The following is a 16,606-nucleotide window of genomic DNA, read 5'->3' as shown; positions in this document are numbered from 1 at the left end:
ACCTATGCGACCTGTCGCGCCGCCGTCAATTCGCACGCACGCGTTCGTTTTTCTTCAAGCGCCCCAAAGCGCCGCATCTGGACGTTTCATGGACCTGCCCGCCTACGCGATCGAAGCCGAAGGCCTGTTCAAGACCTATCCCGCCAGCAAGACATCACCCGAAAAACGGGCTTTGAACGGCATCGACCTCAAGGTGCCGCGTGGCTCGATCTTCGGGCTCCTGGGACCGAACGGGGCTGGAAAGTCGACCTTCATCAACATCCTGGCCGGCCTGACCCGCAAGACCAGCGGCACGGTGCGGATCTGGGGCCGCGACATCGACGAGCGCCCGCGCGACGCCCGCGCCGCCATCGGTGTGGTGCCCCAGGAACTGGCGGCCGACGTATTCTTCACCCCGCGCGAATCGCTGGAGGTCCAGGCCGGCATGTACGGCGTGCCCAAGAGCGAGCGTCGCACCGATGAACTGCTCAACGCCCTGGGCCTGGGCGACAAGGCCGACGCCTATGTCCGCCAGCTGTCGGGCGGCATGAAGCGCCGGCTGATGGTGGCGAAAGCCATGGTCCACCAGCCGCCGGTGCTGATCCTCGACGAGCCGACCGCAGGCGTCGATGTCGAGCTGCGTCGCCAGCTGTGGAGCTATGTCACCGGGCTGAACAAGCTGGGCGTGACTATCGTGCTGACCACCCACTATCTGGAAGAGGCCCAGGAGCTGTGCGACCAGATCGCCATCGTCAATCGCGGCGAGGTGGTGGTCAACGAGCCGACGGCCAAGCTGCTGAGCCGAATGGACATCCGCAACGTGGTGGTGACGCCCGAAGAGCCGGTGACCGCAGCGCCGCTGCTGGCGGGCTTCGAGACCAAGCTGCGCGGGGCCGGGGCGTTCTCGGTCTCCTACCGCACGGGTCAGTCCAGCGTCGAACAGGTGCTGGCCGCGGTGCGGGCCGAGGGTCTGAAGATCAAGGACATCGCCACCGAGGATCCGGATCTGGAGGACGTGTTCGTGTCGCTGACCTATGGCGATCCGAACGCCAAGGATCCGCTGCGGGCCTGAGTTCCTCCCCCTGTGGGGGGAGGTGGCGGCGAAGCCGACGGAGGGGGGAGTGATCGGGAGCTGGCCATTTCCACACGATCGACGATCCTAAAACGCCCCCCACCGATCGCTTCGCGATCGCCTCCCCCAAAGGAGGAGGACTAGGGCAGCGCCTTGACGAACGCTCTCACGACGGTGGCGCTGTTGGCCGCAGCGAACTTCAAAAACACCGGGAACTGGTTGCCGGCCGGGTCGCCACCGGCCAGGTCCGACAGGCTGCGGAAGGCGATGAACGGCGTCTTGTTGACATAGGCCACCTGGGCGACGGCGGCGCTTTCCATGTCCAGCACGCGTGCCCCGAACGTCGTGTGGGCATATTGACGGAAGGCGGCATTGTCGACGAACACCGGCCCTGAACCGCCCACCCCGCCGACCACCACCTTGGGCGCCTTGGTCAGGCACTGGTCGGCGGCGCAGCGTTGCAGGGTGACGCGCTCGGCGACCCGCCGGGCGACCTTCAGCAAGGCCGGATCGGCCGGGAAGTTCAGCCGCTCCTCCGGCGCCTCGCCCGGATCGCGCTGAGCGCGGACCGGGCGCGGATACATCATGCCGAAGGCCGGCAGCCCGGCGGTCAGACCTTGGGGCGGAGCAAAGCCGCCGGGAACCTCGCGGGCATAGGCCATTTCCGACGACTGCACCCAGCTGTCGGGGGCCACCACGTCGCCGACCTCAAGGTCGGGATCGGCCCCGCCGGCTACGCCGGAGAACACGATCCGCTCGATCTTGAAATGGTCCAAGCCTAGCTGTGTGATCATCGCTGCGTTGACCATGCTGACCCCGCTGAGGAACAGCACCACCGGCTTGCCCTCCAGTGTGCCGGTGACGAAGCGCGTGCCGGCCGCGGCATGGTCGTGCTTGTCGGTGGTCGCGGCTTCCAAGGCCATCAGTTCGGGCGGGAAGGCGCTGATCACCGCCGTGCGCGGCGTGGCGTCCAGCAGGTCGGCGGCCTGGGCGGCCAGCGGGGCCGAGAGCGGCGCGCAGGTCAGGAACAGAAGCGTCAGGGCAAGGCGCATGGATAGGCTTTCGGGGCGTTGGTGAGTCGGTCCACCTTACCGCCTTGCCGGCGGGAGAGGCGAGCCTGGCGAGTGTCGCTCGGTCAGCTTGAACGTGGAAGCCCCCGATCGGGCGCCGTCGCCCAGACGACGCGCAAACGGGCGCGCTCTTGCCGCCAGCCAATTTCTCCGATTGCATCGCGCGGCGGAGCGGATGATTTTCGCCGCCAGTTTGGGGCGTGAGGACGGTATGCGGCGATTTCTGTTTCGGGTCTTGATGACCTTCGTGCTGGCGACCGGCCTTGGCGGCGTGGCGCTCGCCAAGCCGATGCCGATCAAGGTCGTCATCGTCACCACCTTCGAGGTCGGGGCCGACACCGGCGACTTCGCCGGCGAGTTCCAGCCCTGGGTCGAGGGCTGGCCGCTGACCCACGAGATCAAGATACCCGGCGTGCGTCACATGGCGCGCTATTCCGACGACGGCGTGCTGGCCATCGCCAGCGACATGCGCGGCCGAGCCCGCGAAAGCGTCGCCGCCCTGATCCTCTCCAAGCAGTTCGACCTGTCCAAGGCCTATTGGATCGTCAGCGGCATCGCCGGGGTCGATCCCCAGGTCGCCTCGGTCGGCAGCGCCGCCTGGGCCAATTTCGTGGTCGACGCCGACCCGATCTACGAGGTCGATGATCGCGAAATCCCCGCCGACTGGCCCTATGGCCTCTATGCGCTGCAGACCGACCGTCCCCAGGTCAAGGGCGACGCCAACGGCTCCAGCGGCATGGTCTGGAAACTCGACGCCGGCTTGGTCGACTGGGCCTATGGCCTGAGCAAGGACGTCGCCTTGCCGGATTCGGAGAAGCTCAAGGCGCTGCGTAGTGGCTATGCGGGCCAGCCCCTGGCCCAGAAGCCGCCCTTCGTGCTCGAAGGCGACGTGCTGGGCGCCACCCGCTTCTGGCACGGCGACCGCCGGACACAGTGGGCCCGAGACTGGGTCCAGCTTTGGACCGACAAGGCCGGCGTCTTCGCGATGAGCGACTGCGAGGACCAGGGCATACTCGACGTGCTGCACCTCTATGGCGACGCCGGCCAGATCGACGCGCGCCGGGTGCTGGTGCTGCGCACGGCGAGTAACTATACGCGACCGCCCCTCGACCAGCCGACCTTCCCGCGGGTGTTCAACCATGACGGCGCGGCCGCCGCCTTCGCCGCCACCTTCAAGGTCGCCGGTCCGGTGGTTCGCGAACTGACCCATCACTGGAACGCCTACGCCACGACCCTCCCGGTCGGCGCGCCCACCGGGAGCCGCTGAATGCTTGAGAAGCTCTTCGGCCTGAAGGTCAACGGCACGAACGTTCGCACCGAGGTGCTGGCCGGTTTCACCACCTTCATGACCATGGCCTATATCGTCGTGGTCAATCCGACGATCCTCGGCGAGGCCGGCATGCCGGTGGCCGCCGTCGCCGTCGCCACCTGTCTGGCGGCCGGCTTCGGCTCGATCCTGATGGGGCTGATCGCCAACTATCCTCTGGCCCTGGCCCCCGGCATGGGGCTGAACGCCTATTTCACCTACACCGTGGTCAAGGGCATGGGCGTGCCGTGGGAGGTGGCCCTGGGCTGCGTCTTCCTGTCGGGCGTGGCCTTCCTGATCCTGACCCTGGTGGGCGTTCGGCAGATGATCGTCGCGGCCATCCCCAAGCCGCTGTTCTCGGCGGTTGCGGCCGGGGTCGGCCTGTTCATCGCCTTCATCGGCCTGAAGGAGGCGGGGATCATCGTCGCCAGCCCCGCCACCACCGTGGCCCTGGGCGACCTCACGACCCCCAGCGCGGCCCTGGCGATCATCGGCCTGCTGGTCATCGCCGTGCTGCAGGCCTGGCGGGTCAAGGGCGCGATCCTGATCGGCATCCTGCTGGCCACCGCCGCCGGCTGGGTCCTGGGCCTTGCCAAGGTCATCCCCGCCACCTCCAGCCTCGCCGACCTGACCGCCACGGCCTTCAAGCTCGACATCCTCGGCGCCTTCCACCTGAAGGGCGGCCTGGCGCTCGCCATGCTTGAGATCGTCTTCGTCTTCCTGTTCGTCGACCTGTTCGACAATGTCGGCACCCTGGTGGCGGTGACCAAGAAGGCCGGCCTGCAAGCGCCGGACGGCTCGATCCCCCGCCTCAACCGCATCCTGTTGGCCGACTCGGCGGCCACCATGGTCGGCGCTGTGGCCGGCACCAGCACGGTGACCAGCTATATCGAGAGCGCCGCCGGCGTCACGGCTGGCGGCCGCACCGGCCTGACGGCGGTGGTCGTGGGCCTGCTCTTTTTGCTGACCATGTTCTTCGCGCCGCTGGTCCAGGCCATACCGGCCGCCGCCACCGCGCCGGCCTTGATCCTGGTCGGCGCCCTGATGGTCGGGTCGCTGGTCGACATCGACTGGGCCGACCCGACCGTGGCGATCCCGGCCTTCCTGACCCTGATCACCATTCCGCTGACCTTCTCGATCGCCAACGGCCTGGCCTTCGGCATCACCAGCTACGCCTTGCTGCGCCTGTTGACCGGCAAGATCACCAAGGCCGACTGGCTGCTGCTGGTGCTGGCGGCCCTGTTCATTCTGCGCTTCGTCTATCTGGCCAAGGGATAGGAAAGACCCGTTTGCGCCGGCGCGGCCTTTCCGCTAAGACCGCGCTTCCGCAAGGCGGAAGCACCCGTAGCTCAGCTGGATAGAGCGTTGCCCTCCGAAGGCAAAGGTCACACGTTCGAATCGTGTCGGGTGCGCCAACTTCCAAAACATCGCTGAAAACGTTGAGGATTCACCGTCTGGGGAACCGTCTCTCGACGTTTGCTACACACCCTTGCTACACAATCCTGACCACGATCCTGGCCTAAGTGTCCGAGAACGTTCAGCTAAACACTTGCGGGGCTGCTACACAAACGCGCTACACATTCGAACGCATTTCGTATGCCGGGGCGGTCGTTACTACTACCGGCGCCGTGTCCCCGGATCGTTGCGGGCGATTGACGGCAAGAGGGAAATCTGGCGTTCGTTAGAGACGGACAGCCCCACGGTCGCCCTGCGCCGTTCGTATCAGATCGCGGCTTCAATCGAGCGGGACTTCGAACTGGCCCGCGTCCGGTCAGGATTGCCAGTCGATCAAACGATCACTGGTGGGCGGGTTGAGCCAGTCGCAGCACTCCGGGTTCCGGCCTTGGCCTCGCGTTGATAGCTGCGATCGCTGAGCTCCATGGCGCCGAACTCAGGCTGTCGGACAACAGTCCCGGCTTGGTGGTGGAGGTTCACTTCGCGAACGCCGGAAAACCTTGAGGTCGATAGTCGGCAACCTTGCTGTAAGGCCGCCGTGCGTAGCCCTGCTTCGCGCCACCTAGCCGGCGTGTCAGCTTCTCGCGTGCTTGCTTCCAATCGATCGCGGCGGCTGAAAAAACCGCGACCCAGGGAAAGGCCAACGGTGGTCAAGACGCCGAGGAGCGCCCTGCAATCATCGCTTGTTCTCGCCGCCACCGCCGGAATTTTCTACAAATCCGCCAAGTCAGGCCGATGGTCATAGAACTCAACCTGCATCCGCATCGGGCCGGCAGGCGTCACGAAGTGAGGTTGCTCCGGAAGGACGAGGCCCAACCGCTCGGGCGTCAGGCGCTGCTCGTCTGGTGGATCGAGGATCGTGAAGACAACCTCGCCCTCAAGGACCCGGATCACGCCCCAGACGCCGACCTTAGTGCGGTGATCGCGGCGCAATGCAGCCGGCAGACTGGTTTCATCAAATACGGACGTGGTGCGGTAGGGCTGCGAGACCTGTGCGGGTTCCATGTCACGCAGTCAGTCGGATGTCGTGGGCATGGGGCGGATAAGGCGCCGCGGCGTGGTCGATGGGTAGGCCGGCAAGCGTGCTGGCGAACCCGTGATTGACGTCACGATGATGAGCTTCGTCCGCGCGAACGACAAGCACGACATCTCGTAGGGTCGCGGTGTCGGGCAGCTTCCAATAGTGCTTGGCGATGGCGGGGGCCTCGACGTTGGGCGAACGGCCCTCGTCGATCTCCTTCAGATAGAGGGTGTAGCTGATCACCGCCTCTTCCTCGAAATATCCGACGACGCGGTGGGCGGTGCGGCTGGAGACCAGGTAGAGCAGGAAGAAGGCGATATAGAAGATCCACTGGACGAGGATGATCACCAGGCGCTCGAAGAGGTTGGGCTGGGCGATCTGCACGAAGGTCATCAGGTGCATGCGCTCGTTCTCAGCCTCCTCCATGAGGGTGCGGATCCAGCCGTCGTCGTCCTTCATGCGGCGCAGGGCGGTCAGGTGGTTGATCGTCGCCCCGACCATACCGGGGACAGCCGCGACCGTTTCCAGCACGATGGCGCGGTGCCCGTAGCGCTTGGCGAAGAAGGTGTCGGCGGCGAAGCGCAGCAGCTTGGTGAAACCCAGGGCGAACCGATCCGAAAAGCCGACCGGCTTGTGATGAACCACGGGCTCCGCGACCGCCTCCTCGGCCAGGGCTCGTGGGTCGGGTGCGAGAATCTTGTTGACCACGATGTACCCCTTTTGGGCTTGGGCCGCAGCGGGAGCACTGCGCGGCTGACAGAAAAAACAATGCAGGCCAGCTTCCCGACGCCCTGGGTTGGGAACGTGTGTCAGGGCCGCCTGTTCCGTAAGCTGGGGAGTTCCGGCGTCGCTCGGGAACCCCACCTGCCGGCGTTCAGAATGGGGTCTTCATGGCTGATGAAATTCCCGGCGCCTCAGACCGCGCGAGGCTACGCGAGAAGGCGCTCTCGAGGTGGGATAACGAAGGCGGCGCGAGCCGCCAGGGACCACAAGAAGGCTCACCCGCGGAGGAAGCGGGCCCCGACCGCGAGCCTCAAATAACCAACACCGAACTGGTGCAGCTTCGGGTTCGCGTGATCGCGCTTGAGAACCTGATGATCGCCTTGCTGGCCGAAGGCTCTGACAGGCAGGCGGAGGTTGTCCGCGATATGGCAGCCTACATCTCGCCGAGGCCAGGTTTCACACATCACCCCCTAACGATCCACGCCGCCGCCCACATGATCGACCTCGTCCAGCGAGCTGCTCATTTCAGCTCTCGGGCAGATCCCGATGGCTAAGCAATTCAATGTCGGTGATCGCGTCAGCTGGAACTCCGAGGCCGGCCGCGTCAGCGGGACGATCATCCGCGTCCATACTCGGGACGTCGACTACAAGGGCCATACCCATCACGCGAGCCCTGCGATCCCGCAGTACGAGATCAAGAGCAGCAAGACCGATCACATCGCCATGCACCTGGGCGCAGCGCTCAGCCGGCTGACATGAGCAACAAGCCCACGACCCCGGAGCCGCTGGAGGCGGCCATTACCCAGGCCGACGATCGCCTGCTGGCGGATCACTGGATGCCGCCGCAGGCCGGCATCGTCCCGAGGGTGCGCGTCGGCCGGCGCTGGATCAGCGTGCTCTGGGCGCTCCCCATCGGGACTGCCGCGCTCATGGTGTTGATCGCCGTCGCCCAAGCCGCGCCACCGGTGGATTCCGGCTTTCCCTGGTGGCTGCAGGTTCAGCACTTCCTGAACATGTTCTTCATGCTGTTCATCATCCGGGCCGGCCTGCAGATCCTGGCCGACCATCCGCGGCTCTACTGGCGGCGCGATTGCACGCCGGGGACGGACTGGTTTCGTTTCCAGCGCCCCGTGCCGAAGGGTCGGGTTTGGACTGCCAAGGATGACTCCGTCACGCTTCCGACATGGCTGGGCATTCCCGGTCTGCGCCATACCTTGGGCCTGGCTCGCTGGTGGCACTTCTCGGTCAACCTGCTGTGGGTGATCAGCGGCGTCCTGTTCTACGGGCTGCTGTTCGCCACCGACCAATGGCGGCGGCTGGTGCCGCTGACCTGGGAGGTATTTCCGGCCGCGCTCTCCACCGCCATCCAGTACGCCTCGCTGAACTTCCCGGTGGACCACAGCTGGACGCGCTACAACGGCCTGCAACAGCTCAGCTATTTCGTCACCGTGTTCGTCGCCGCGCCGGTGTCGATCGTCACTGGCCTGATGCAAAGCCCGGCGATCGCCAACTCCCTGGGCTGGATCGGCAGGCTGCTCAATCGCCAGGCGATGCGGTCGATACACTTCCTCTCGTTCGCCTGGTTCGTGACCTTCATCGCGATGCACGGCGTCATGGTGTTCATCACCGGGCTGCGGCAGAACACCAACCACATGTTCGCCGGCGTCGAGAACGACTCTTGGGCGGGCCTGCCGCTGTTCCTGCTGGCAATGGCTGTCTTGACGGCGGCCTGGCTCTTGGCCTCGCCGTTCACGAGACGGCACGCACGGCTGGTGCAGCGCACCGGAAGGTTCATGATCGGCTGGCTGAAGACCTTGGCCACGCGGATGGACCCAAAGACGCAATTCGAAGAGAGCGACATATCGCCGTTCTTCTGGCCAAACGGCACGATGCCGAACTCGCAGGCCTACGACGCCCTGGCCGCGAACGCCTTCGCCGACTACCGGCTGCGGGTCAACGGCCTGATCGAAGCGCCGCAAGAGCTATCGTTGGCCGACCTACAGGCCATGGCGAAGCAGGCGCAGATCACAGACCACTTCTGCATCCAGGGCTGGTCTGGCGTCGCCAAATGGGGCGGCGTGCCCATGCGCGATATCCTCGACCTCGTCCGCCCCCTGCCTCAGGCCCGCTATGTCGTCTTCTATTCGCTCGCGGATGGAGCTGATGGCGGGCGCTACTATGACGTCCACGATCTCGCGAACATGCGTCACGACCTCACCCTCCTGGCCTACGAGATGAACGGCGAGCCGCTCAACATCCTCCATGGCGCGCCGCTCAGGCTGCGGTGTGAAAACCAGCTTGGTTACAAGATGGTCAAGTGGATCGCGGCCATAGGGTTCGTCGAGTCCTTCGCCCACCTGGGCGCCGGGCAAGGTGGCTACAACGAAGACCATGAATTCTACGGCTGAGCTCTCTCCCAAGGCTGCGGCGCCCAAGCGTCACTCGACGACGGGCATCCGCAGCGCTGGAGCACCGTCATGACGGCCACGGTTCCCAATACGCAGCGACCCTTCTTCACGATTGGTCATTCCACCCGGTCTGTCGAAGAGGTCGCCGATCTCCTTCAAGCGGTCGGAGCCGACATGATCGTCGATGTGCGTAAGATGCCGCGGTCTCGCACCAATCCCCAGTTCAACAGCGAGGCCCTTCCCGCCGCGCTCGCCGAACGGCAGATCGGCTATCGCCACATAGCGACCTTGGGTGGATTGCGCGGACGCCAGGCTAGCCGCGAGACCTCACCGAACACCTTCTGGCGGAACAAGAGTTTCCGGAACTACGCCGACTACGCGCTGACGCCGCCTTTCAAAGAAGGGCTCGCCGAATTGATCGCCCAAGGCCGCGAGCGCACCTGCGCGATCATGTGCGCGGAAGTCCTCTGGTGGCGATGCCACCGGCGGATCATCGCCGACTACCTGCTCGCGGACGGTGCGACCGTCTTTCACATCCTGGGTCTCCACGACGTAAAGCCGGCCGGCCTTACGTCCGGTGTCGAACCGATTCCCCAAGGCCTACTTTATCGAGAGCGGCTCCGCGCCGACCCTGACGAGCCGGCTTAAGCGCCAAGCGTGGATGCTGATTTCCAGTCAACCGCGATCGGCGCCTAATATTAGAGGCTGACCCGAAATGAAGTTGTTTGATTTCAGGCCCTTGTGATTCTGTTGGAGATGCGAACCAACAACGGAATTCGACATGTGGACCGAAACCACCCGGAGCAAGCATGCCCGAAAGGGCCTACGGTATTCAAGCGATCTAACGGACCAGGAATGGGCGGTTCTGGAGAAGCTGTTCCCGGCGCTGTCTAGGTGTTTGGTCCCGGGCTTTGATGGATCGGATTGATCTTGAATCTTGCAGGCTCTTTTGTCCACATTTTGCAGATGAAGTCGTAGGGGGTCAGGCCCTTGAGCTTCTTAAGGCGCCGACCATAATTTTAGGCGTCGATGAACACGGCGAGGTGAGCCTCGAGCTGCTGGTGGCTGTCGTAGTGGCAGCGCTTGACGGTAGCGTCCTTGATGGTCCGGTGCATCCGTTCGACCTGGCCGTTGGTCCAGGGATGCTTCACTTTGGTAAGCCGATGCTCGATGCCGTTCTCTCGGCAGCGCATGTCGAACATGTGCGTCATGTAGCGAGCGGTTGGGCCGTCGGCGTAGCGCGGCGGGAAGGCGAACTGGATACCGTTGTCCGTCAGGACGGTGTGGATCTTGTAGGGGAACGCCTCGACCACTCTTTCCAGGAACGCGGACGCCGAAGTCCGCCCGGTTTTCTTGACCAGTTGCACGACGGTGAATTTGCTTGTGCGATCAATGGCGACATAGAGATAGAGCTTGCCTTCGGCGGTCTGGACCTCGGCGATATCGATGTGGAGATAACCGATCGGATAGACCTTGAACCGCTTCTTGGCGGGCTTGTCGCCCTCGACCTCCGGCAGTCGCGAGATGCCGTGACGGGCCAGGCAGCGATGCAGTGACGACCGTGTCAGCTGCGGGATCGTCGGTTGCAGTGCATAGAGGCAATCGTCCAGCGGCAGCAGTGTATGCCGGCGAAAGGCGACGATGACCGCCTCATCCTCCACCGATAGCACCGTCGATCTTGGCTCCCTGGGGCCCGTCGGGAGATCGCTCACAGAGGTCCGGCTTTTCCACTTCGCGACCGTCTTCTGGTTGATCCCGTGCCGCCCGGCCAGAGCCCTCAGGCTCTCTTGACTATGCTGTATCGCTCGACGGACCGCCTCAGTCGTGCGGGCGCTTCCGTGCAGTATCTGGCCCATAGTGCTTCCTTCCACTCGGCGGAAAAGATTGCACCATCAAAGCCCGGGACCAAACACCTAGACTCCGCGTAGATTTACCGAACCCCATCGCGAGAACCTCTACGATGAAATCCGAGCATCCGGATGGAAATACGCCTGCTTCATCTTGGACAAATGGTGTCACGAGCGCCACGCCGAGTGGGCGGCGGGTGTTGGTCACTGGAGGTGCCGGATTTCTGGGCTCGCATCTCTGTGAAAAGTTGCTAGTGGAGAGAACGCGACGTTTGAGTCCCCCTGGAAATCGCTCGATCCCTTTCCCGAGAAGGATTTGGGCGGGTTCCAAGCGACTGAATCTCACCACTAGCTCGCGGCGACGAGGTGCTATGCGTTGAAAATTACTACACGGGGAGGCGTGTGCGACCGCGTTGGCGAGTGTCTGACGAGACGATGTCTTTTGCTGCATGAAGCCGCAATCTGATGCAGCCAAGCGCATCATTGCGCTAACTATCAAAAACCGATATCTTCCGCTGCATCGCTTATGCGCAATGATGCATTGGATTACATCGTGAGCTACCAGGCAGAAGCCTTCGCCCAGAGCCTCCGCGAGGCGCGCCTGCAGAAAGGCTGGTCCCAGAGGGACCTCAGCGGGAAAGCTGGTATCCCACAGGCCCATATCTCGCGGATCGAAAGCGGGGCGGTCGACGTGAAGGTCTCCACCTTGGTGGAACTCGCGCGGCTGCTGGACCTCGAACTTGTTCTCGCGCCGCGCGCCTCCCTTCCGGCGGTCAAGGCTTTGATCCGAGAGGCTGAGGCGAGCCATGATCTGCGCTCTGCGCGCGGCTTGGCAAATTCTCTTCAGCCCGTGCTACGTCGCCTCCGGATCGAACACCCCAGGAGCAGCACGACTGAGCGCCTGGCCACCCTGATCCTCGACGTGATCGCCATTGCGCCTCTGTTTCAGACGCCTGGCGCCTTGGGGCAGTTGGAAGATGCTGTCGCAGGCATCCGACGCGCTGCCGACAGTGCCGGCGATGATCTGAAGGGTCTCGATGCAGCCATCAATGGCCTAGCCAAGATCCGCAGCGGGCTTGTCCATGTCAGAACGCCAGCGCAGACCCCCGCCTACAGTCTCGACGAGGAGGATTAGGCGATGGCCGCTGATATCCTCGACATCTTTCTAGGCGACCGCAAGGTGGGCGCGATAACCGGGCTGGGCGGCGACAGGAGCGTCTTCACCTTCGATGACGCCTACGCGGACGACCCAGGGCGCCCAACCCTGAGCCTGTCCTTTAAGGACGCCATGGGCGATCTGATCCGGGATCAAAAGCGCACGCAGACGCGGCTTTTACCCTTCTTCTCGAACCTTCTGCCGGAAGGACCTCTGCGCGATTACCTAGCCGAGAGGGCCGGGGTAAACGTGGTCCGGGAATTCTATCTCCTGTGGGCGCTTGGGCGCGACTTGCCCGGCGCCATCGTCGCCCGCGGACCAGATGGAGAAGAGCCGGCGCCGGAACCGCAGGATGATGCTCTCTCCACGCCTGGGGAGGCTACAGAGGCCCCCCTGCGGTTCTCTCTGGCCGGCGTTCAGCTCAAATTCTCCGCGCTCGAAAAGGCAAAGGGAGGCTTGACCGTTCCGGCCACCGGCGTTGGCGGCTCCTGGATCGTAAAACTGCCATCGACCCGCTTTCCCCGCGTCTCCGAGAATGAATTTTCCATGATGACCATGGCCCGGTCCGTGGGCATCGATGTGCCCGACATTCAGCTTCTCGATCTGGACCAGATCGCCGGCCTACCGGAGGGGATTGGCCGGCTGGAGGGCGCGGCCTACGCGATCCGCCGTTTCGATCGAACAGCCGATGGCGAGCGCATCCATATGGAGGATTTCGCTCAGGTCTTCGGCGTGTACCCCGACCACAAGTACAAGCACGCGACCTATCGGGCGATCGCCAAGGTGTTGTGGCTGGAGACGGGGGAGGCGGGGATCACCGAGTTCATCCGCCGCTTGGTGTTCAACGCCCTGATCGGCAACGCCGACATGCACCTCAAAAACTGGTCGCTCCTCTACGCAGACGGCGTCACGCCCTCCTTGTCGCCCGCCTACGACTTCGTCTCCACCTTGGCCTACATCCCGGATGATAAAGCGGCCCTCAAGTTTAGCCGCACAGCCCGCTGGGACGGCTTCAACGAGGACGAACTCTCCTACCTCGCGGCCAAAGCCGGTCTTCCCGAAAGGCTGGTCGTCAGTATCGCCCGCGAGACTGTAGCGCGTTTTCGGGAAGCCTGGGCCAAGGAGCGCGGTCATCTTCCTCTCCATTCGGAAATCGCGGGCGTCATCGACCGCCAACTTGAGATCGTCCCTCTTGCAGGTGATCGAAAGGAGTAGCGTGCGGATCATTTCAAACCGAGGAACCGATCGCGCAATCGATCAGATCAAGAGCGTCGCCGCGACGGCTGACGCCAGCGCGATCAGTTCCAGCGTTTCGATCTTCGGCCTCTCGGCGCTGCAAGGCGCGTTGACGCGCGACCTACCCCTGCGGCTGCTGCTGTCCGCCGAAACCGTACTGTCTGAAAGCCTGATAGGCGGCGCGTCTGATCGCTTCTTACGGAACGGACTCATCGCCCGTCGACTCGCCGCCGACGCCTCGGCTGTGCAGCGGCGTGGAAGAAGGACCCCCTTAGCGGGCCGACCGCCGCTTCGTTCGCGTGCTGGCGGCGGTGCTGATCGATGGCCTGGATGTGGTCGATGACGCCGTCCGCGAGGCCCTGGACGCCGGCGCCGCCAGCGACGAGGTCATCCTCAACATCCTGGCCCGGCGGCGCGAGCCGCCAGCGCCCCAGCCGATCAACACCTGCGAGGCGCTGGTCCTGCGCCATCCGCCCATCGCCGACTGCGCCCGCTACGACCTGCTGCGAGGTCCCCGTGCAGCGGCATGAGATGATCCAAGCCTTCGCCCAATTGGGCCTGAAGGGCATGGCCGGGGCCTTCGATGAGACCGTCACCACAGGCCTTCAGCGCAACCGCACGGCCATGGAGATCCTGGCCGACCTGCTCAAGGCCGAGACCAACCATCGCCAGGCCGCCTCCATCCGCTATCGCCTGACCGCCGCCAAGCTGCCGAAGCCCGGCGCGGCAAGGCCGGCGCCCTGGCGGCCCAGCTCTCGCGCCTCGATCTCGTGGTGCTCGACGAGCTGGGCTACCTGCCGTTCGCCCAGTCCGGCGGGCAGCGCCTGTTCCATCTGGTCAGCAAGCTCTACGAGCGCACCTCGGTGATCATCACCACCAACCTGACCTTCGGAGCGTGGCCCGCCGTCTTCGGCGACGCCAAGATGACCACGGCGCTGCTCGACCGCCTGACCCACCACTGCGACATCGTCGAGACCGGCAACGACAGCTGGCGACTCAGAAACCGCGCCTAACCGGCACGCCCCGCTTCATCCACAACCTGTTCAACCTCCCCCCAGACCCCCTCCCGGGCAGCTGATCAATCAGTGGCTCACCCCGCGGCGATGCTCTGCGCTGGCTGAGAGCTACGCGCATCGCCGCTCGGAAGCCGAATAGGGGGTCCCGATTGCGCGCCGTTTGACGCCCAATAGTTCATATCATCAAAAAGTGCAATAAAAACAGCAAGTTATAATGTAGCGCATTGAACATTATCGGAAATGATGTCCGTCCTACGTGGCGATCTGCTCAGCCAGCATCGTTCCCGACATCCACGCCGCCTCGACCCGTGCGCCGATAAACCAGTCCCCGCATAGGCCAAGTCGACGGTCCGCGTCCCAAAGGGCGCCGGAGCCCTCAACGCCTGAGCGGGCATACCGCCATAGATGCGCACTGCAAGCGATCGGGGGCGGCAGCGTCTTTTCGAGCCGCGCAGAAAGAGCCGCCGACAACTCACCGGCAACCCAGTCGGCGTCCGCATTGAGATGCTGCCTTGACCAGTCCGGGCTGGCCTGAAGTACCCACGCCTCGGGTCCGGTCCGACCGGGCTTGGAACCGTTGCGCGCCGCCCAGCCGAGCGCGTCAGCCGCCCTCCCCCTGAGGCAGTTCACCGGCGTCGGCAAGGTGTCCCCAAACGCCAGCATCACGGTCCAGCACGGCGCAGTGGGCGTGGCCCGGGCAAGCGCCGCCAGGTCTGGCCTTGCCGGCCGAATGAGCTCTGCCGCCTGCTCGGCGGGCAGCGCCACGACCACGGCATCCGCCTCGAACGACCCGGTTTGCGTGACAAGGCGCCAGCCCTCGGCGAGTGGGGTCAGCGCCGTCACCTTGGCGCCCCATTGCACGTCAAAAGGTTTCGCCATTTCACGGATGGGCGCGTTCATCCCAGGAACACCGACCAAGGCGTCCGCGCCCGCTGCTAGCCAAGGCGCAACACATCCCGCAGCGATCATGTCGTCCACCAAGGTTCGAAAACCCGGATCTCGAACAGTGAAATACTGGGCTCCGTGATCGAATGTCGCCTCGCCTGCGCTGGTGGCGACCCGGCGGGTCGACATGCGACCACCAGGACCGCGGGCTTTGTCCAGCATAGTGAGGACGTGACCCCGCCCGGCCAGTCCCCTGGCGCACGCCAAGCCGGCCATACCGGCGCCCACAATCGTGATCCGCATACGTCCCCCTTCGCCGCCAATAGGGCGACCGGTGCTGTCAGTCCAACGGCAACTTGTCTCCGCCAGGGCGCAATGCCCCCAACCCGCGCCTGGCTCTAGCCCATGACCTGCCGCCATTCAGCCAAGGCGGCTGAGCGTCGTTCGCGGTAGAGGTCTCTGCTGATGAGGTGACGTTCCTGATTGAAGTGGTTGTGGATCGTGCCTAGCACGGCGGCGAATTTCTGGAGTGTCTTCATCCTCCGAAATCGCTCCATCGCCCGTTCTCGTCGTCGGAACGGCTGGTGTGAGTTCTCGGCCCTGTTGTTGAGCCAGCGGCCCACCTCTTGGCGATCGGCGTTGCCGATCACTTTCATGGCGGCGCCGTAGGACCGCAGGCCGTCCGTGACGACGGCTTGAGGCCGGCCGTGGCGCTTCATCGCCTTCTTGATGAGGCCTGAGCCGCGGCCTTGTCGCGGGTGGTGGTGACGTAGGATTCCAGCACCTCGCCCTCGTGATCGACGGCGCGCCAGAGGTAGCGCATCTCGCCGTTGATCTTCACGTAGACCTCGTCCAAGTGCCAACGCCAGTGAGTGTGCGCCCGCATGTTCTGGACCCGCTTGCGGCGGATCTCCGCGGCGAACATCGGGCCGAACCGGTTCCACCAAAGCCGCACCGTCTCATGGCAAATGTCGATGCCGCGCTCGTAGAGCAGGTCCTCCACGTTGCGGAGCGACAGGGGGTACTTCACGTACATCATCACCACTCGGCGGATCACCTCGGGTGATGAATCAAACCAGCGAAACGGGTCGTAAGTCTTTTTCGGACGGACCTTTTCGCCCGCCGAAGCCCTACCTCTTACTGGCCGGTGCATGTCAACTGACAGAGCCGCTTCGGCCCATGAAGTTGAGCAACACAAAGCCGAAAAACGCTGAGACGATGGAGACGTTGGGGCCAAAGCCGAGCTTCAACACGATGTAAGGATAAGAGGTGCCCATGATGCCGGCGACGATGATGGCAGCAATCAGGGCGCGTGCTGAGGATCACTTACCTACTATTTGTGGGCCTCGCCAAGTTGACGAGACCATGGGTGCTGTCGGTGTTGTGAGGCCAAAAGTATTTGGCCGCGCTCCGCCCCCCCCCCCCCCGCCCG

15 protein-coding genes, 1 tRNA gene and 5 pseudogenes are annotated in these 16,606 nt (G+C 64.2%); 15 read left to right on the top strand and 6 right to left on the bottom strand.

Going from position 1 to position 16,606, the window contains the following annotated elements:
• Positions 1 to 88 precede the first annotated feature (88 nt).
• The gene (locus ACP694_RS02210; protein WP_426010050.1) at positions 89 to 1,051 is read left to right on the top strand and encodes an ABC transporter ATP-binding protein; all 963 of its coding nucleotides are present in this window, start codon (positions 89 to 91) and stop codon (positions 1,049 to 1,051) included.
• Positions 1,052 to 1,191: 140 nt separating this feature from the next.
• Here the strand turns inward: ACP694_RS02210 and ACP694_RS02205 are convergent, their stop codons facing one another.
• Positions 1,192 to 2,103, bottom strand: a complete 912-nt coding sequence (locus tag ACP694_RS02205; RefSeq protein ID WP_426010048.1) for a 5'-methylthioadenosine/S-adenosylhomocysteine nucleosidase — start codon at positions 2,101 to 2,103, stop codon at positions 1,192 to 1,194.
• A gap of 229 nt (positions 2,104 to 2,332) precedes the next feature.
• Here ACP694_RS02205 and ACP694_RS02200 point away from each other — a divergent pair, with 229 nt between their 5' ends.
• From ACP694_RS02200 to ACP694_RS02185, 4 genes are all read left to right on the top strand, one after another.
• On the top strand, positions 2,333 to 3,388 hold the full coding sequence (locus ACP694_RS02200; RefSeq protein ID WP_426010047.1) for a purine nucleoside permease: 1,056 nt from the start codon (positions 2,333 to 2,335) through the stop codon (positions 3,386 to 3,388).
• The gene (locus ACP694_RS02195) at positions 3,389 to 4,705 is read left to right on the top strand and encodes an NCS2 family permease (RefSeq protein WP_426010045.1); all 1,317 of its coding nucleotides are present in this window, start codon (positions 3,389 to 3,391) and stop codon (positions 4,703 to 4,705) included.
• A gap of 60 nt (positions 4,706 to 4,765) precedes the next feature.
• Positions 4,766 to 4,842, top strand: a tRNA-Arg gene (locus tag ACP694_RS02190).
• Between the two features lie 74 nt (positions 4,843 to 4,916).
• The gene (locus ACP694_RS02185; protein WP_426010043.1) at positions 4,917 to 5,285 is read left to right on the top strand and encodes a DUF6538 domain-containing protein; all 369 of its coding nucleotides are present in this window, start codon (positions 4,917 to 4,919) and stop codon (positions 5,283 to 5,285) included.
• A gap of 308 nt (positions 5,286 to 5,593) precedes the next feature.
• Here ACP694_RS02185 and ACP694_RS02180 read toward each other — a convergent pair whose 3' ends face one another.
• Positions 5,594 to 5,887, bottom strand: coding sequence for a DUF1971 domain-containing protein (locus ACP694_RS02180; RefSeq protein ID WP_426010042.1), 294 nt, complete (start codon positions 5,885 to 5,887; stop codon positions 5,594 to 5,596).
• A 1-nt stretch (position 5,888) separates the two neighbouring features.
• A complete protein-coding gene (locus tag ACP694_RS02175) occupies positions 5,889 to 6,611 on the bottom strand; it encodes an alternative oxidase (RefSeq protein WP_426010040.1) in 723 nt (240 codons plus the stop codon).
• Positions 6,612 to 6,793: 182 nt separating this feature from the next.
• Between ACP694_RS02175 and ACP694_RS02170 the strand changes: the two genes are divergently transcribed.
• The 5 genes and pseudogenes from ACP694_RS02170 to ACP694_RS02150 form a co-directional block, all read left to right on the top strand.
• The gene (locus ACP694_RS02170) at positions 6,794 to 7,180 is read left to right on the top strand and encodes a hypothetical protein (protein WP_426010038.1); all 387 of its coding nucleotides are present in this window, start codon (positions 6,794 to 6,796) and stop codon (positions 7,178 to 7,180) included.
• A complete protein-coding gene (locus tag ACP694_RS02165) occupies positions 7,173 to 7,385 on the top strand; it encodes a DUF2945 domain-containing protein (RefSeq protein WP_426010036.1) in 213 nt (70 codons plus the stop codon). Before ACP694_RS02170 ends, ACP694_RS02165 begins: the two co-directional genes overlap by 8 nt.
• The gene (locus ACP694_RS02160) at positions 7,382 to 9,034 is read left to right on the top strand and encodes a molybdopterin-dependent oxidoreductase (protein WP_426010035.1); all 1,653 of its coding nucleotides are present in this window, start codon (positions 7,382 to 7,384) and stop codon (positions 9,032 to 9,034) included. The genes ACP694_RS02165 and ACP694_RS02160 overlap by 4 nt, the downstream gene beginning before the upstream one ends.
• 69 nt (positions 9,035 to 9,103) lie before the next feature.
• Entirely contained in the window at positions 9,104 to 9,682 is a 579-nt protein-coding gene (locus ACP694_RS02155) for a DUF488 family protein (protein ID WP_426010034.1), read from the top strand.
• 133 nt (positions 9,683 to 9,815) lie between these two features.
• Positions 9,816 to 9,929 (top strand): annotated as a pseudogene (locus tag ACP694_RS02150) (IS5/IS1182 family transposase); the annotation flags it as partial.
• On the opposite strand, the pseudogene ACP694_RS02145 reads toward ACP694_RS02150, so the two are convergent.
• A pseudogene (locus ACP694_RS02145) lies at positions 9,925 to 10,890 on the bottom strand (IS481 family transposase). The pseudogenes ACP694_RS02150 and ACP694_RS02145 sit on opposite strands and share 5 nt — an antisense overlap.
• Before the next feature lie 104 nt (positions 10,891 to 10,994).
• Between ACP694_RS02145 and ACP694_RS02140 the strand changes: the two are divergent.
• The 5 genes and pseudogenes from ACP694_RS02140 to ACP694_RS02120 all read left to right on the top strand — a co-directional run bounded on the left by ACP694_RS02140 (position 10,995) and on the right by ACP694_RS02120 (position 14,286).
• Positions 10,995 to 11,261, top strand: a complete 267-nt coding sequence (locus ACP694_RS02140; RefSeq protein ID WP_426010032.1) for an NAD-dependent epimerase/dehydratase family protein — start codon at positions 10,995 to 10,997, stop codon at positions 11,259 to 11,261.
• Positions 11,262 to 11,434: 173 nt separating this feature from the next.
• Complete coding sequence (locus ACP694_RS02135) at positions 11,435 to 12,016, top strand: helix-turn-helix domain-containing protein (RefSeq protein ID WP_426010031.1); 582 nt, start codon at positions 11,435 to 11,437, stop codon at positions 12,014 to 12,016.
• A 3-nt stretch (positions 12,017 to 12,019) separates the two neighbouring features.
• Entirely contained in the window at positions 12,020 to 13,252 is a 1,233-nt protein-coding gene (locus ACP694_RS02130; protein ID WP_426010030.1) for a type II toxin-antitoxin system HipA family toxin, read from the top strand.
• A 299-nt stretch (positions 13,253 to 13,551) separates the two neighbouring features.
• Positions 13,552 to 13,803: pseudogene (locus tag ACP694_RS02125) on the top strand (IS21 family transposase); the annotation flags it as partial.
• Positions 13,790 to 14,286 (top strand): annotated as a pseudogene (locus ACP694_RS02120) (ATP-binding protein). The pseudogenes ACP694_RS02125 and ACP694_RS02120, both read left to right, overlap by 14 nt.
• A gap of 255 nt (positions 14,287 to 14,541) precedes the next feature.
• Here the strand turns inward: ACP694_RS02120 and ACP694_RS02115 are convergent.
• Together ACP694_RS02115 and ACP694_RS02110 are read right to left on the bottom strand one after the other, a co-directional pair.
• Positions 14,542 to 15,477: an NAD(P)/FAD-dependent oxidoreductase gene (locus ACP694_RS02115; protein ID WP_426010028.1), complete on the bottom strand. Its 936-nt coding sequence runs from the start codon at positions 15,475 to 15,477 to the stop codon at positions 14,542 to 14,544.
• Between the two features lie 95 nt (positions 15,478 to 15,572).
• A pseudogene (locus ACP694_RS02110) lies at positions 15,573 to 16,213 on the bottom strand (IS6 family transposase).
• Between the last annotated feature and the right edge of the window lie 393 nt (positions 16,214 to 16,606).

The sequence above is a fragment of the Caulobacter sp. DWR2-3-1b2 genome, from assembly GCF_049896345.1.
GTDB lineage: Bacteria > Pseudomonadota > Alphaproteobacteria > Caulobacterales > Caulobacteraceae > Caulobacter.
This window is presented reverse-complemented; position numbering and strand designations above follow the sequence as displayed.

Excerpts from the sequence above, each read along its gene's own strand:
- ACP694_RS02210 (WP_426010050.1), top strand. The coding sequence starts at position 89 with ATGGACCTGCCCGCCTACGCGATCGAAGCCGAAGGCCTGTTCAAGACC.
- ACP694_RS02205 (WP_426010048.1), bottom strand. The coding sequence starts at position 2,103 with ATGCGCCTTGCCCTGACGCTTCTGTTCCTGACCTGCGCGCCGCTCTCG.
- ACP694_RS02200 (WP_426010047.1), top strand. The coding sequence starts at position 2,333 with ATGCGGCGATTTCTGTTTCGGGTCTTGATGACCTTCGTGCTGGCGACC.
- ACP694_RS02195 (WP_426010045.1), top strand. The coding sequence starts at position 3,389 with ATGCTTGAGAAGCTCTTCGGCCTGAAGGTCAACGGCACGAACGTTCGC.
- ACP694_RS02180 (WP_426010042.1), bottom strand. The coding sequence starts at position 5,887 with ATGGAACCCGCACAGGTCTCGCAGCCCTACCGCACCACGTCCGTATTT.
- ACP694_RS02170 (WP_426010038.1), top strand. The coding sequence starts at position 6,794 with ATGGCTGATGAAATTCCCGGCGCCTCAGACCGCGCGAGGCTACGCGAG.
- ACP694_RS02165 (WP_426010036.1), top strand. The coding sequence starts at position 7,173 with ATGGCTAAGCAATTCAATGTCGGTGATCGCGTCAGCTGGAACTCCGAG.
- ACP694_RS02160 (WP_426010035.1), top strand. The coding sequence starts at position 7,382 with ATGAGCAACAAGCCCACGACCCCGGAGCCGCTGGAGGCGGCCATTACC.
- ACP694_RS02155 (WP_426010034.1), top strand. The coding sequence starts at position 9,104 with ATGACGGCCACGGTTCCCAATACGCAGCGACCCTTCTTCACGATTGGT.
- ACP694_RS02140 (WP_426010032.1), top strand. The coding sequence starts at position 10,995 with ATGAAATCCGAGCATCCGGATGGAAATACGCCTGCTTCATCTTGGACA.
- ACP694_RS02130 (WP_426010030.1), top strand. The coding sequence starts at position 12,020 with ATGGCCGCTGATATCCTCGACATCTTTCTAGGCGACCGCAAGGTGGGC.
- ACP694_RS02115 (WP_426010028.1), bottom strand. The coding sequence starts at position 15,477 with ATGCGGATCACGATTGTGGGCGCCGGTATGGCCGGCTTGGCGTGCGCC.